General features: G+C 33.6%; 12 protein-coding genes. All 12 read left to right on the forward strand.

Annotated elements, in window-relative coordinates; genetic code table 11:
* On the forward strand, positions 1-457 hold a 457-nt coding region (locus tag B5D41_RS08585), incomplete at its 5' end, for an alanine dehydrogenase (RefSeq protein ID WP_407695262.1).
* Positions 458-540: 83 nt separating this feature from the next.
* Complete coding sequence (ord, locus tag B5D41_RS08590; RefSeq protein ID WP_078810221.1) at positions 541-1,593, forward strand: 2,4-diaminopentanoate dehydrogenase; 1,053 nt, start codon at positions 541-543, stop codon at positions 1,591-1,593.
* A gap of 10 nt (positions 1,594-1,603) precedes the next feature.
* A complete protein-coding gene (ortA, locus tag B5D41_RS08595) occupies positions 1,604-1,909 on the forward strand; it encodes a 2-amino-4-oxopentanoate thiolase subunit OrtA (RefSeq protein WP_078810222.1) in 306 nt (101 codons plus the stop codon).
* Complete coding sequence (gene ortB / locus B5D41_RS08600) at positions 1,909-3,324, forward strand: 2-amino-4-oxopentanoate thiolase subunit OrtB (RefSeq protein WP_078810223.1); 1,416 nt, start codon at positions 1,909-1,911, stop codon at positions 3,322-3,324. Before ortA ends, ortB begins: the two co-directional genes overlap by 1 nt.
* A 3-nt stretch (positions 3,325-3,327) precedes the next feature.
* Positions 3,328-3,699 (forward strand): ornithine aminomutase subunit alpha, encoded by a 372-nt coding sequence (locus B5D41_RS08605; RefSeq protein ID WP_078810224.1) that lies wholly within the window; start codon positions 3,328-3,330, stop codon positions 3,697-3,699.
* Complete coding sequence (gene oraE / locus B5D41_RS08610) at positions 3,696-5,891, forward strand: D-ornithine 4,5-aminomutase subunit OraE (RefSeq protein ID WP_078810225.1); 2,196 nt, start codon at positions 3,696-3,698, stop codon at positions 5,889-5,891. The genes B5D41_RS08605 and oraE overlap by 4 nt, the downstream gene beginning before the upstream one ends.
* 21 nt (positions 5,892-5,912) lie before the next feature.
* Complete coding sequence (locus B5D41_RS08615; protein WP_078810226.1) at positions 5,913-7,292, forward strand: GlmL-related ornithine degradation protein; 1,380 nt, start codon at positions 5,913-5,915, stop codon at positions 7,290-7,292.
* Between the two features lie 4 nt (positions 7,293-7,296).
* On the forward strand, positions 7,297-8,460 hold the full coding sequence (alr, locus tag B5D41_RS08620) for an alanine racemase (RefSeq protein ID WP_078810227.1): 1,164 nt from the start codon (positions 7,297-7,299) through the stop codon (positions 8,458-8,460).
* 269 nt (positions 8,461-8,729) lie between these two features.
* Positions 8,730-9,626 carry a DMT family transporter gene (locus B5D41_RS08625; protein ID WP_078810228.1) on the forward strand — a complete coding sequence of 299 codons (897 nt, stop codon included), beginning with the start codon at positions 8,730-8,732 and terminating at the stop codon, positions 9,624-9,626.
* Between the two features lie 95 nt (positions 9,627-9,721).
* Positions 9,722-9,919 carry a DUF3006 domain-containing protein gene (locus B5D41_RS08630; RefSeq protein WP_078810229.1) on the forward strand — a complete coding sequence of 66 codons (198 nt, stop codon included), beginning with the start codon at positions 9,722-9,724 and terminating at the stop codon, positions 9,917-9,919.
* A gap of 434 nt (positions 9,920-10,353) precedes the next feature.
* Positions 10,354-11,457, forward strand: coding sequence for an RHS repeat domain-containing protein (locus B5D41_RS08635; RefSeq protein ID WP_078810230.1), 1,104 nt, complete (start codon positions 10,354-10,356; stop codon positions 11,455-11,457).
* Positions 11,458-11,475: 18 nt separating this feature from the next.
* Positions 11,476-15,255, forward strand: coding sequence for a DUF4280 domain-containing protein (locus tag B5D41_RS08640; RefSeq protein ID WP_078810231.1), 3,780 nt, complete (start codon positions 11,476-11,478; stop codon positions 15,253-15,255).
* Positions 15,256-15,359: the final 104 nt, after the last annotated feature.

Here is a 15,359-nt window from a genome sequence, read left to right on the forward strand (position 1 = left end):
TAAGTATAATATCTATGATGAAGTAACTAAAGCAGACTTAGTAATTGGTGGAGTCTTAATTCCAGGCGCTAAAGCTCCTCACTTAGTAACTGAAGATATGATTAAAGATATGAAAGAAGGAGCAGTTATTGCTGACGTAGCTATTGATCAAGGTGGTTGTGTAGAAACAACTTATCCAACTACTCATGATGATCCGGTATTTACTAAGCATGGAGTAGTTCATTACTCAGTAGCTAACATGCCAGGAGCTGTAGCTAGAACTTCTACTTATGCTTTAACTAATGTAACTTTACCTTATGCAGTACAGATTGCTAATAAAGGATATAAGAAATCATTATTAGATGATAAAGCATTACTTAAGGGATTAAACGTTTATGAAGGTAAGGTAACTTATAAAGCAGTAGCTGAAGCATTTGATTTAGAATATCATGATGCTAAAGAGTTATTAACCAAGTAAATAAATGGTTTGATTACAAAAAGTAAAGGCGGGATGATAAATAGATTATCTCGCCTTATATAAACTATAGGAGGGGAAACGGTATGGAGAATATTAAAGTAGTTATCTGGGGCTTTGGGGCCATGGGTAGCGGAATGGCTGAGATGTTACTTAAGAAAAAAGGTGTAGATATAGTAGGTGTTTGTGATAGAGATGAAAGAAAAGTAGGTAAGAGCATGTATGAAGTGCTTGATATGGAAGCAGGAGATAAACCAGAAGTTATAATTAAAGATGATATTGAAGATGTAATTTCAAAAGAATGTGCTGATGTTGCTTTATTAGCAACTGATTCCTTTACTAGCAAGGCTTTTGATAAGATTAAGTTATGTCTTGAGAATAAAATAAATGTAGTTTCAACGGCTGAAGAGATGGCTTATCCACAAGCACAGGAACCTGAATTATCTGAAAAGATTGATAAAATTGCTAAAGAGAACGGAGTTTCAGTATTAGGTACAGGAATTAATCCAGGTTTGATTATGGATTTATTAGTAGTTCTTTTAACTGGAGCTTGCGAAAGTGTAGAAAGTATTGAAGCAGAAAGAGTTAATAACTTATCTCCATTCGGACCAGCGGTTATGGAAGAGCAAGGTGTTGGTATTACTACAGATGAGTTTGAAGAGAGAACTAAAGATGGTACTTTAGCAGGACATGTTGGTTTTACGGAGTCTATTCAAATGATTACAGATGCATTAGGTTGGAAATTAGATGAACCGATTACTCAAAGCCAAGATCCTATTGTTTCTAATGTAGATCGCAAAGCACCTTATGCTGAAGTAAAAGCTGGGGATGTGGCAGGAGTTAAGATGTTAGGACACGGTAAAGTAGACGGGGAACAGAAGATAGATATGATTCATCCACAGCAAGTAGAACCTCAATTAGAAGGGGTTGAAACAGGAGATTATATTAGAATTAAAGGTAATCCGGATATAGAAATGTCAATTAATCCAGAAGTGCCAGGTGGAATAGGAACTATTGCAATGTGTATTAATATGATTCCTCAAACAATCAATGCTAATCCCGGACTTAAGACTATGTTAGATCTACCAGTACCACGGGCTATTATGGGCGATATGAGAGATAGAATTAATAGAAAGTAGGTGATGCTTAATGGCTAAAGCTAAAAAAGGTGAATGGGTTCAAATTCATAATATTGTACTTAAAGCAGGGGAAAGAGCCCCTAATCTTCCTGAAGAAACACAAGAGGTCCCTTTAGAATTAAGGGTAAGAGGATTTATAACAGAAGATGCTAAGTTAGGTGAAGAAGTGTCTATTAAAACTTTAATTGGAAGAACGATTTCGGGAACATTAGAGGAGATTAGCCCTTCCTATGAACATGATTTTGGTAAACCAGTACCTGAATTATTACCAATTGGTCGTGAATTGAAAGATATGTTAAAGGGAGGCAAAGAATAATGAAGGATATGAGCTACGTAGCAGTAATGGGTAGAAATAATGAAATTATGAAAAAAGCAGTAGGAATTGATTATAATACATTCGAATACGACGGAATTGGATTCGATTATGAAAGAATGATGAAAGAAGTAGGTTATGATTTAGATGAAATTCGTGAAATTCAAAAAGAGACAGATGTAGGAGAAACACCGTTATATGAGTTAAGGAATTTAACTAAAGTTGCTCGACAGTTAGCTCCTAAGGGCAAAGGTGCTAGAATCTTTCTTAAAGATGAAGCGGCTAATCCATCAGGTAGTTTTAAAGCAAGAAGAGCAGCAGTCTCTATTTATCATGCTAAGAAGCATGAATATGATGGAGTAGTAGCAGCTACTAGTGGTAATTATGGAGCATCGGTAGCTTCTCAAGCTGTAAAGCGTGGCTTAGAACCAATTATTGTTCAAGAGGTTTATGATAGTAAAGGTGTAGGACAGCCTGAAATCATAGAAAAAGGACGTAAATGTGAAGCATATGGAGCAGAAGTTTTACAGTTAACGACTGGACCGGAATTATTTTATACTTTCTTAAAGGTACTAGAAGAAACAAGTTACTTTAATGCTTCATTATATACTCCTTTTGGGATTGCAGGTGTTGAAACTCTAGGTTATGAGATAGCTGAAGAATTACAAGAACGCGAAGGCAAACACCCGGATGCAGTAATTGTAACTAATGCAGGTGGTGGAAACTTAACCGGCACAGCTAGAGGTTTACAAAAAGCAGGTGCTACTGAGACTGAGGTTGTAGCAGCAAGTGTGAATTTAAAAGGTCTACATATGGCCAGTGATATTGACTTTAATAATAAGTCATTTACGACTGGACATACAGGTTTTGGAATGCCGTTTATTACTTGGCCGGATAGGTCAGATGTACCTCGTAGTGCTGCGCGAGCAATTAGATATGCAGATAGATATGTAACAGTTAATCAAGGAGAAGTATTCTATGTAACTGAAGCTTTAGCTCAAATAGAAGGCTTAGAACGGGGACCAGCTGGAAATACTTCATTAGCTGCGGCTCTCTCAGTTGCTCAAGAGATGGATGAAGATCAAATTTTAGTGGTACAAGAGACGGAATATACTGGAGCAGGTAAGCATCCAACTGCTCAATTGACTTTTGCTCGTGAGAACGGTATTGAGATAAAACGAGGAAATCCAAGAGAAGAAGTGCCGGGGGAATCTGTAGTAATTCCTGAAGGCCCAGAACAGATTCAAGTAGAAGATTTAGATTTAGCTAAATTGAAACGATCTTACATTAAAAATGCTGTCCAGAGAAATGAAATCACTACAGTAACTAAAGAAGATATTGAATTCTTAATTGAAGAGACAAATACTGATAAGAATTTCGTAATCAATGCACTAAAAGATTTAGATGTGGAGGTGTAATCAATGGTAGAAGAAAGAAAAGATGACTTTCAAGAAAGACGTAAAAAATTAACAGACTTATCTGACCAAGAATTATATGAAAAGTTTTGGGATTTAGCAGCAGAAATAGTTGATCCTTTAGTAGACTTATCCAAAGAGTATACTTCACCTGCTATTGAACGGGCGGTAGTTTTAAGAATGGGCTTTAGCAGTTTAGAAGCAAAAGAGATAGTAAATAAGATAATGGAAAAAGATTTATTAGGCAAAGGAGCAGGACATGTTATACTTAAATTAGCTCAAGCTAAAGGTTTAAAGATTAAAGAAGCTGGACTAGCAATCGCTGATGGAAAATATGATGATGAATTACCAGGATTATTTGGAGGTGAAGTAGCGTGAGTGTAGATCCAAAAGAGAAATTAGATATTCAAGAGATATTACAGGACTTAGAGGATTATAGACCTAGAAGAAAAGGCTGGACTTGGAGAAAGCAAGAAGAGGGAGAAAAAGAGATTGGTCCTTTTAAATATTCTCAAGTAGCTGAAGGCTTAGATAATAGTATCCCATTACCTTCATCACGTAATTTTGGTTATATCGATCCTCAGCCAGATCCAGTTATTACAGCTGAGATTGCTTCAGGACGTTTTGAAGATGACCTTAGAAGGATGAGAATGGCAGCTTGGCACGGTGCAGATCACTTAATGGTAATTAGAACTGCTGGCCAGAGTCATTATGATGGTTTAATTGAAGGTACTCCAGAAGGAGTAGGAGGAGTGCCGATTAGTAGAAAACAGGTTAGAGCTACACGTAAGGCTTTAGATATTATAGAAGATGAGGTAGGACGTCCACTTAATTTCCATTCATATGTAAGTGGAGTTGCTGGACCGGATATTGCTTTAATGTTTGCTGAAGAAGGAGTGAATGGAGCTCATCAGGATCCACAGTATAATGTTTTATATAGAAATGTAAATATGCAGAGATCATTTGTAGATGCAGCTGTAGCTAAAAAATTAATGGCCAGTGCTGATATGTTACAGATTGATGGAGCACATAATGCTAATGCAACTGCTAGAGAAGCTTGGAAAGTAATGCCGGAATTATTTGTACAGCATGCTCTTAACTCTATCTTTTCAATGAAAGTTGGAATGCCAAAAGAGAATATAGCTCTTTCTACAGTACCACCAACTGCTCCACCGGCACCTGCATTAAAGATTGATTTACCTTATGCAGTGGCTTTAAGAGAATTATTTAAAGGGTTTAAATTTAGAGCACAGCAGAATACTAAGTATATAGATTCTTCTACTCGAGAAGCAACAGTTACTCATGTGCTTAACTTAGTATTATCTAGATTAACATCTGCTGATATTCAAAGTACAATTACTCCAGATGAAGGTCGAAATGTACCATGGCATTATAATAATATTCATGCTGTTAATACTGCTAAGCAGGCTTTAGTCGGGTTAGATGGATTAGAAGATTTAGTAGAGATTAATATGGATGGTTATGTAGGAGATAAAGCTCGAGAATTAAAAGAAAGAGCAATCTTATTTATGGAAGAGATTTTAGAAGCAGGCGGATATTTTGAGGCTGTTTCTGAAGGGTTCTTTGTTGATTCTGGAGAGTACCCACAGCGAAATGCCGACGGAATTAAGCGTGAAATCGAAGGCGGTGTAGGAGCTGGAACGATTATAAAACGAGATGAAGATTACATGGCTCCAGTTTGTGAGCACTTCGGATATAATAACTTACCAGAAGATATTGAAGATCCATGTGACCTAATTGATGGGTGTACATTATGTGATCCAGATGGGATCGTGTATATTGATGAGTTAGATGAAAATGATAATGTTCATAAACGTTTAGAAAAGTCAGAAAAAGCTAGAGAAAAGGATTTAATTAAGCCTGAAGTTGAATGGTATGGGGATGGCTGGGTAAATACAACATTATTATTACCAGTAGAAGAAAGAGTGGCAGAAGTTGCTGCTATGGAGATTGCTAAGAAGATGGGGCTTAAGAATCCAGAGGTTATTCATAAGCAAGCAATGCATCCATCAGAAGGAACATTGTTAGAAGTTAAAGGACAAGTGGATTTTAGTATTGACCCTGAAGATTTAGATATTCCTGAAGAAGAAGAGATCTTATCTGAAGATGAAATTCGTGAAGATATTAAAGAAAGACCAATGAAAATAGTAGCTGCTACTGTTGGTGAAGATGAGCATTCAGTTGGCATGAGAGAAATAATAGATATCAAACATGGAGGAATTGAGAAGTTTGGTATTGAATGTAAATACTTAGGAACCTCTGTATCGATTACTAAAGTAGTAGATGCTGCAATTGAAATTAATGCAGATGCTATTTTAATCAGTACTATTATTACTCATAATGATATCCATAGAGTTAATATGAAGAAATTACATGAACTTTGTATAGAAAAAGGAATTAGAGATGATATTGCATTAATTGCTGGTGGAACTCAGATTAATAATGATATCGCTGTGAAATCAGGTATGGATGCTGGATATGGTAAAGGCACCCATGGTATTGATGTAGCTAGCTTCTTAGTTGAAGAACGTCAAGCTAGAGAAGAGTAAGAAATGGAGGGTAAATTAAAGATGTCTACAGTAGATTTATTAGTAGCTGAAATAGGAAGTACAACTACTGTAGTTAATGCTTTTGCAGGGGTTGGGACACCAACCCCTAAATTTATAGGTCAAGGTCAAGCACCAACTACAGTATTAAATGGTGATGTGACAATAGGGGTTAAGAATGCTGTTAATGATTTAGAGAATAATTTAGATATAGAAGGTATGGATTGGAAAGAAATGTTGGCCACTAGTAGTGCTGCCGGTGGTTTGAAGATGACAGTTCATGGTTTAGTTTATGACATGACAGTAAAAGCTGCAGAAGATGCTGCCTTAGGTGCAGGTGCAGTAATCAAGATGGTGACTGCTGGCAAGTTAAGAGATAGTCATCTAAAGAGAATTAAAGATAAAGAGCCAAATATTATTCTATTGGCTGGTGGGGTAGACTACGGAGAAGAAGAAACAATTATTCATAATGCAAAGATGTTAGCACAGCTAGATAGGAATATTCCTATTCTTTATGCTGGGAATATAGCAATTAGAGATGAAATAAAAGATATTTTTGCTGATACTTCTTTTGAATTATTAGTTGTAGATAATGTTTATCCAGAAATAGATCAATTTAATATAGAGCCTACACGAGCCATGATTCAAGATGCTTTTGAAAAGCATATTATTCATGCACCGGGCATGGATAAGATAGATGAGTGGGTTACTGGACCGATTATGCCGACTCCAGGAGCAGTGATGAATGGTGCTAAATTATTGAAAGAAGAGATTGGGGATTTAATAGTCTTTGATGTAGGAGGAGCTACGACTGACTTGCATTCAGTTACTGAAGGATCTGAAGAAATAAGAGATATCCTAACTAGTCCTGAGCCCGTTGCCAAAAGAACGGTTGAAGGAGATTTAGGAGTTTTCGTGAATGCAGATAATGTAGTGAATAGAATTGGTAAAGAGAAATTAAGTGAAGAATTAGGTTCTTCTATTGATCAAATATTAGAGGATAGAAAACCTATTCCTAAAGATGAATTAGAAAAAGAGTTTATCGCTAAACTTACTAAAGAAGCTGTTCAGACTGCTGTTAAGCGACATGCTGGCACCTTAAAAGAGATATATGGTCCTTCCGGTAGGCAGATGATTGCTTCTGGAAAAGATTTGACTAGGATAAAATGGGTGATTGGGACTGGTGGTGCTTTAACTAGATTAGCAAAGAATGAAGAAATTTTAAAAAGCATAAGAAGAAGTAAGACTCGTAAGAAGTTATTTCCTACATTAAATGCTAGTGTTACTATTGATGAGGATTATATTATGGCTTCTTTAGGTGTAATGGGTAAGGAGTACCCTGAAACTGCTGTAAATCTATTAAAACAGAGCCTAAAGATAGAAGAAGACATGATAAAGGAGTAGTATTATGAAGAGTTATAAGAATTTAAGACCGGTTTGGGCAGAAATAGATTTAGATAATATTGGACATAATATTTCAGAATTTAAAAACAAATTAGAAGATGATACTTTATTAACTGTAGTAGTAAAAGCTGATGGTTATGGACATGGTGCTGTTCAGGTTGCCAAGACAGCTTTACATCACGGGACTGATAGGTTAGCAGTTGCTATTTTGGATGAAGCTATTGAATTACGAGAAGCTGGTTTGAAGAAGGTACCGCTTTTAATTTTAGGTTGGACACCTAAAGAATCAGCAGCAGAAGTAGTTAAGCATGATCTTATTCAAACGGTTTATAATTATGAGAATGTGTCTGCTTTAAATAAAGAAGCAGCTAAATTAAATAAAAAGGTTAAAGTCCATGTTAAGGTTGACACTGGAATGGGACGCATTGGTCTGGAGCCTGATGAAGCAGTAGATTTCGTAAAAAGAATAAAAAAATTATCTAACATAGTAGTTGAAGGAATCTATACTCATTTTGCAGTAGCTGATGCAGAAGATAAAAACTATACTTATGAACAGTTTGCCAAGTTTACGAAAGTAATAACTGATTTAGAGGATGAGGGAATTGATATCCCTATTAAACATTCTGCTAATAGTGCAGCGTTTTTAGATTTGCCCGAAACTCATTTAGATATGGTACGTTTAGGAATAATTACTTACGGCCTTTGGCCTTCTAAACAAGTACAACAAAGGGTTGATTTAAAGCCTGGAATGAGATTAAAGGCAAGAATAGCTTATATAAAAGATGTTCCTAAAGGAACCGATATTAGTTATGGACGAACCTATACAACAGAGTCAGAGAGTAAGATAGCTACTTTGCCATTAGGGTATGAAGATGGTTACAATAGATTGCTTTCATCTAATAATGAAGTCTTAGTCAATGGAAAACGAGTTCCAGTAGTAGGCCGAGTATGCATGGATCAATTTATGATAGATGTTAGTGAGATTGATTCAGTAGAGATCGGTGATGAGGTAACTTTAATAGGCAAAAACGGCGAAGAAGAGATTACAGCAACTGAAGTTGCAGATAGAATAGAGACTATTAATTATGAAGTGGTCTGTATGGTTAGTAAGAGGATACCTAGAGTTTATGTTAATAATAATGAAGTTGTGGAAGTAGTAAAGAGATAACTTAATTTTACTTGATAGAGAAGAGGAGGTGCAGAATGATTTGCATCTCCTTAATTCATTCTGGTCATATAGAAAATTATATTTATTGTAGGTTATGGATAAGTTTATTCTAGTCAACATATTTCTGGAGCGACTCTTAAAAACAGTTTGGAACCATGGAGGGTGGAAAACTGTTTTTTGACAATGAACGGAGCAGGACGCGGAGTGAATGACAAGTGGAAGATATGTGTTGACTTTGTTCTTATATCTGGAAATAAAGGGTGATTTTAATGTATAATAGTCAAGAGGCAGTAGAATCTAAAGATACAAAGATAATCTTATTTGCTGATTTAGCCTTATTATTAGTAGCAATGGTCTGGGGTGGAGGTTTTGTTGTTACTAAAAATTTATTGGATACCATGGGACCATTCTATTTTCTTGGTATTAGATTTACAATATCTGCACTTATTTTAGGTATTATATTTTGGAAGAGAGTTAGAAAGATTGAGTTAAAGGTTTTATCTAAGGGACTGTTAATTGGCTTATTCTTATTTTTAGCCTTTGCTACTCAGACTGTAGGATTAATTTATACTACACCGGCTAAACAAGGTTTCATTACCGGTATTAATGTAGTGATTGTTCCGTTTCTTTATATGTTTGTAACTAAAAAGATGATTAGTAAGCAGTCTTTAATTGGAGCTGTTTTAGCAACTATTGGATTAAGTTTGATTTCATTTCAGGAAGGAATCCTTGCTTTTAATATAGGGGATTTATTGACTTTGTTCTGTGCATTCTTTTTTGCAGCTCATATTGTAGCTATAGGTATCTTAGTTAAGAAAGTAGATCCTATTAATTTAACGATTATTCAACTGGCTTTTACTGGAGTTTTATCTATAGTAATTGCTGTTTTTAAGGAGCCGATGCCTGTTTTATCAGTTGATAATGGTTTAATTGGATTAGGTTATATGATCTTATTAAGTAGTATATTTGCTTTTTTAGCTCAGAATGTGGCTCAAAAGTTTACTTTTTCTACTCATGCGGCTATTTTGTTAAGTCTAGAATCAGTTTTTGGAGCTCTTTTTTCCTGGGTCTTTTGGGGAGAACAGCTTACTATTAAATTTATTATTGGTGCTTGTATAGTTTTAGTAGGAATAATTATAGCTGAATTAAGACTTGAAGAGGAGTAATTGTTAGTGTCAGATCCTTTTTAAGCTAATAATATCTAGTATAAATTTACTGACATTGTCACTAACAACTGATAACTAAAAAGGGGGTGAGATGATTGTTAATTATAGATCGGTTTGAAGGAGAAAGGGCTATTATAGAAGGTGATAAAGAAGTTTTTGAAGTGCCAAAGTCTGTCTTACCCCAGGAAGCTAAAGCAGGAGATGTAATTAAAATTATAGTAGATAAAGATGCAACTGAAGAAAGAAAGAAGCGAATAGGGGAGTTAAGTGATGATTTATTTACAGATGAATAGCAGCGATTAGTTAAGTCAGGGAAGTTTTTCTCTGGCTTTTTTTGATTTTAAAAGGAGATTATTTTAAAAAATTTAAATTAATCAAGAAAAAGATTGTAGAGATACCGTTGATTATCTCAAATAGAATTATATTATCTCGAAGACTGACGATGCCTATAAGAATTTAGCCGAAATTGCTTTTGGAAAAGTGGTGGACAATCATGGTTATTTGAGAATTTTTTGAGAATCGTATGGTATAATGAGTTGTCAGTTTTCAGTGGCAGTCATCAGTAAGTTATAAGATTGAAATGATATACGAAAGGAGGGAAGTTAATTATTAGACACAGACTGACGCAGACGAGACACAGACTAAAAATAGATAACAAATGACAGATTATAAATAAGAGCTGACACTTACACTAACCACTGACACTAAACAAAGGGGGGATGAGAGATTGAAGAAGATTAACAAGGTATTAATATTACTTTTAGCACTTACTTTAATATTAACATTAACTGCATGCACAGAAGAGCGTAGTAATGCTAAACAAACTCTGCAAGATAACCAAAAGATACAGGCTAAGAGTAAAGAAACTAATAATAAACAGGATAAGAGTGAACAAGAGCCATACTATAAATTATCAAAAGAGCAACAAGAGAAGGTATATTTAGTCGTTAAAGTCATAAGAGAAGATGTAGATTCCGGAAAAAAGCACGTAACAAGAATAGAGAAGTATGATAACCAAGATAGACTATTGAGTGAAGTAGATAAGAATGAAAAAGGTGAAGTAACTGGTTACGAAAAGTATGAGTATGATGACGAGGGAAGACTGATTAAGAAAGCAGATACAAAATTATTTATGGGAGATCAAATAAATATATTTAAGGTTTACAATTATAATCAAGCTGGAAGAAAGAAAGGTTATATAATTAAAACAGCTAGAAAAGGTTCAAAGCTAGGAAAAGGGATCTATGAGTATTATGATAATGGGAAACTAAAGTATAAGTACACAGAAGATATACTTAACGGACTAGTTAAGAAGTTTTATTACAATAAAAAAGGAGAAAAAACAAAAGTAATAGATGACAGTGATGGTATCTTTGAAATACATACAGTTTCTAGCTTTAAAAGAGAGTATGATGAGCAAGGAAGAATGATAAAAGAGACAGAGATAAAGACTATTAAGGACACAGGAGAAGAAATTATAGATGTAAGTCATTTTAATAAATTTGGTAAGATAACAAAATCAATAACAAAAAATGAGAATACAACAAAGTTTTGGTTTGAATGGGAGTATGATGAGAATGGTAATGAGATAAAATTTGTGTCTAGAGATAGTAATGGAACTATAAAGAGAATTAGAAAAAATAAATATGATAAGAATGGAAATAAAATAGAGGATTTCAGAAGGGCAAGAAAGGATAATGGGGAATTTTGGATATTTCTTTGGGTGAATAATAAATATAATGAAGAGGGAGATATAATTAAGTCAATAGAAAAAGATAAAAAGGGAATCCCATTAATCATTACTTATTATAAATATCAAATTATCAAATAATAGGAGGAGGTGAAACTATTGTCAAAAATAGTATATTATTATGAGAATGAATTTTATGTAAGAGAAGATTGGCAGGAACGTAAAGAGGGGAAATTTTGGGCAGAATGTCCATATCCTGAAACAGCTGAAAAGCAAATTGAAAAGCTAGCAACATCTTACACCAACGCCCTAAACAACGCCGAATGGATAGCCGAAGGCGAAGCTAAACAGGCTTTTTTATCTGCAAGTGATGTGATAGTTACCTTCTTTTCATCTAAGGATGATTCAATGCAATCATTATTTGGAGAGTTAGATAATATGAAGAAGGAATACAAAGAACTTATAACAGGTAGTCCAGTTGTAATGTTTGATTATTTATCTAAGGAGATGCCAGACTCTTTAGATGGTGAATTTATAAAAGAATTAGAAATTAAAGATAATAACGGAGCTAATAGTCAAACTTCACAAAGTTTGATAGAAACTTATCAGAAAGGAAAACAAGTTAAAAATACCTATAAGTTATTCTCAACTACTAAAGATTTGGTAGAATTAAAGAAAGGAATGACTTTAGAAAGACAGTTAGCTAAGCAAGTAAAGGAAGCTGGAAAGCTAGGAAATAATAAGGAGTTAAAAGATTTAAGTAAGAAATTAGAAGAACAGATTGGTCAAGACGATAAGAAGTTAGACAGCCTAAAAGATAAAGCTTCTCAAAAAGGAAAAGAACTCATTAGTGAATATTTTGCTATTTGGGCTCCCGCAGTTGTAACGGTGATGTATGAGCCAAAATACAAAGGAATAAATTGGGGTGAATTGACAGAAGAAAATCCTATAAAAGCTAAAAGATTAAAAGATGAAATAAAAGATAGAATTATCTTTGAAGCTAGATGTAATATGTTTGCAGCTAAGGTAATGGGTTGGTTATCATCCTTAGGAATAATCTTATTAAAAGTAGGCATGACATGCAAGAATATATTAGATAAGGTAGTCTATGGAATGTTAGGACTATTAATTGTTCATTCGGCTCAATCTATTTCGAATGGAGTGAAAGCAGCCTATGGTGAATATCTTAAGCAGAAAGAAAATGAAACTAAAGACGAAGATAAAAATAATAATGTAGATATATCATGGAAGAAGATAATTTCGTTAGGATTAGAAGTAACAAAGGATAATCTATTAGATCTAAAAAAGTATGTTGGGGCTAGTAGAATGTACTTTATATTTCCTTATGAGACTAAAGGATATAATCCAAATCAGGATATAAATTACATAATAGTAGAGAAGAAAATAGATGCCCCAGGGGTATTTGAGGGAATGAAGACATTCTTAGCAGAGGATAGCTTAAATTCTTTAGCAGTTCAATTAGATAATACGACTTTGTTTAATTCAAATAATCTTAGTGCAGTTACTAATAAGATAACAAATAAGGATATTTCCATAGATTATAGTAAACTTGTTAAGCAAAACTCTCAAAACTTAGCCAAATTTGAAATTAAAAATGGAAGCACTAACTATATAGGAGTGGTAGAGCAGATAGGTCATTTTTATCAAGAACAGATAAAGGAAGAAGAAGATATAGAGTTTACAGCCTATTATAATTTTAATCAACAAGGAGATAAGAAGATTAAAGAGATTTTAGATGAAGTCTTTAATGGTGATCCTACGAAAGTATCAACTGAGAATTTAAAATATTATGATACTGCCCGAATAGATAGGAAGCTTAATTCAGAAAAGCAATCTAAAAATATCAAAAATGTAATAGTACCTAATAACAATAATAAAATTAATAGATATTTAGATGACTTAAGTAACTATTTTGGAGAAGAGTATGCTAAAAGATTACTTAAAGAAGAGACAATAATAGTAATAACTAATGGTTCAGCAGATATGTCTCCAAATATACTTACAGTCAAGAGTATAGATATAATAGACCAAAAAGCAAAGAAGTTTGGGTTAGACTTAAGTAACGATCCTTTATCATATAAGATAATATTAGATGAGTTGTTTAATAAGAAATTTATTAGGAATAATTGGGTAGGAAATACAATAGATAGTAACTTAGATTATAATTATATTATCTTTGAAAAAGAGATCCAATCAAGAAATCCAGTGGATTATATTAATGATAAGAATCATAATTTCTTTAAAGTAGTTAGAAATTCAATATTAGGTAGTATTAACTTAGAAGCTGATAACTCGCAAGATAGTACTGGGATTGATAATAAATCTAATATGAAAGAAGATAAGACAAATGATATTAAATTATGGACAGGTATAGGAATGACAAATTACTATAAGGAAGAAGAATATACTAAAGACGTGATAAAAGGGAGTAAGATAATAATTAATGGAGAGCAGATAGGTAGTAATTTAAAAAGAAGATTAGAGAATGAATATCTGATTTTAGGAGGTCAAGTTAAGTATCAGGAATATGTAGAAACTTTTAAACAAGATAATAAAAGACTTTTGGAAGTAATTTATTATTATACTTCATTTGAACATTTCTTTAAGATTTTAGAAAAAAATACTTTAAAGATTAAATATAGAATTAAATATAAAGATAAAAGTAATAGCCATAATAACAGTAACAACTCATGGAATGTATTGATGATTAGAGAATTTGATGACTTAGATTATAATATAGACTTACCAGATAAAGGTTATAGCCTTCCTGGATTAAATAATAATAGGAGATATGATTATGATAAAGCTTTAAGTAATAGTTCACTTAGCTTAGAGGGGTTTACAGATAAAGCAAGAGGCAAGTTAAAATTAAATGATACATATATCAAGGGGAAAAATTTAGAGGTATTAAGAGATAAGAAGTCAAGATTAGTCTATAAGGTAATGGAAGGAGATACATTAGAAGAGATAGTAGAGGGTTATTTAGGAGAAGCAAGTCGTTGGAGGAAATTAGAAAAAGAGGATGGTAGTAATTTTACTGAAGAAGAAGCTAAGAAGTTAAAAGTTGGTTCAAAAGTCTATATCCCAAACCAGCTTTCAGAAATTACAAGTTATCAAGATAAAACTAAGAATAATTATGCTAAGGATAATAGAGATAATATATATATCAATTATTTTAATGATAAACAAGAAACAAAGACCCTATGCATTGCTGGTTTCCAAGAAAGCGATTATGGCTTATGGGTAGAAGATAAAGCCCCTTATTATTTAGATGGAGATAAGATAGTTAGTAAAAATGGTAAAGAAGCTTCTAAATCTGAAATACTTGCCATAGAAGAAAACAAATTTCTAGAAGAGGAAGAGCGAATTAAAGATAACTTCCTTTGGATATATCCCGAGGATACGATAATATTCCCAGATGAGAAAGAAGAAAGTGAAGAAAATAATGGCTCTCAAAAGTCTTCCAAAGCAGCAACAGCATTTACAACTAGTGGAGAAGATAATAAGAAAGATAAGAAAAAAGAAGAACAGCAAGAGCAAGAGGGTGAAGATACTTCTTCTATTGCACGAGGTAGTGGTTCAGAAAGATTATATGTCTGCAATGGAGCAAAATTAAAGTGTAGCTTAGGTACAGGTCCAAGTACTCTAAATGTCGCAGATAAATATCAAGTCTATATTCAAAGTAAGCCTATGGCTACTATTCAAGATACTAACATGAGTAAATTCGGTAGCAAATGTAAAAGATCTAGTGATCCAACACCGCCTTGTACTCCTAATCCGGCTGGTTCTTGGCAAGGTGGTAAGGATGATGTTACTATTCATGATATACCTACATTACTCGAAACATCTACAATAACTTGTGGTTATGGAGGCTCCATTAAGATAACTAATCCAGGGCAGAGTTTGGTAAGGGAATAGCAGATTGATTTCTTTAAAACAACAGGGAATTAATTACTATACGTGGAAGTGATATTATAAGCAGTTTGATTTCAATAATGTAAATAATAAATTCTACTGTAGAG

Source organism: Selenihalanaerobacter shriftii (assembly GCF_900167185.1).
Classification (GTDB): Bacteria; Bacillota; Halanaerobiia; order Halobacteroidales; family Acetohalobiaceae; genus Selenihalanaerobacter; species Selenihalanaerobacter shriftii.

Bases quoted from the DNA above. Each gene is read 5' to 3' on its own strand.
- ord (WP_078810221.1), top strand. From the start codon at position 541: ATGGAGAATATTAAAGTAGTTATCTGGGGCTTTGGGGCCATGGGTAGC.
- ortA (WP_078810222.1), top strand. From the start codon at position 1,604: ATGGCTAAAGCTAAAAAAGGTGAATGGGTTCAAATTCATAATATTGTA.
- ortB (WP_078810223.1), top strand. From the start codon at position 1,909: ATGAAGGATATGAGCTACGTAGCAGTAATGGGTAGAAATAATGAAATT.
- B5D41_RS08605 (WP_078810224.1), top strand. From the start codon at position 3,328: ATGGTAGAAGAAAGAAAAGATGACTTTCAAGAAAGACGTAAAAAATTA.
- B5D41_RS08615 (WP_078810226.1), top strand. From the start codon at position 5,913: ATGTCTACAGTAGATTTATTAGTAGCTGAAATAGGAAGTACAACTACT.
- alr (WP_078810227.1), top strand. From the start codon at position 7,297: ATGAAGAGTTATAAGAATTTAAGACCGGTTTGGGCAGAAATAGATTTA.
- B5D41_RS08625 (WP_078810228.1), top strand. From the start codon at position 8,730: ATGTATAATAGTCAAGAGGCAGTAGAATCTAAAGATACAAAGATAATC.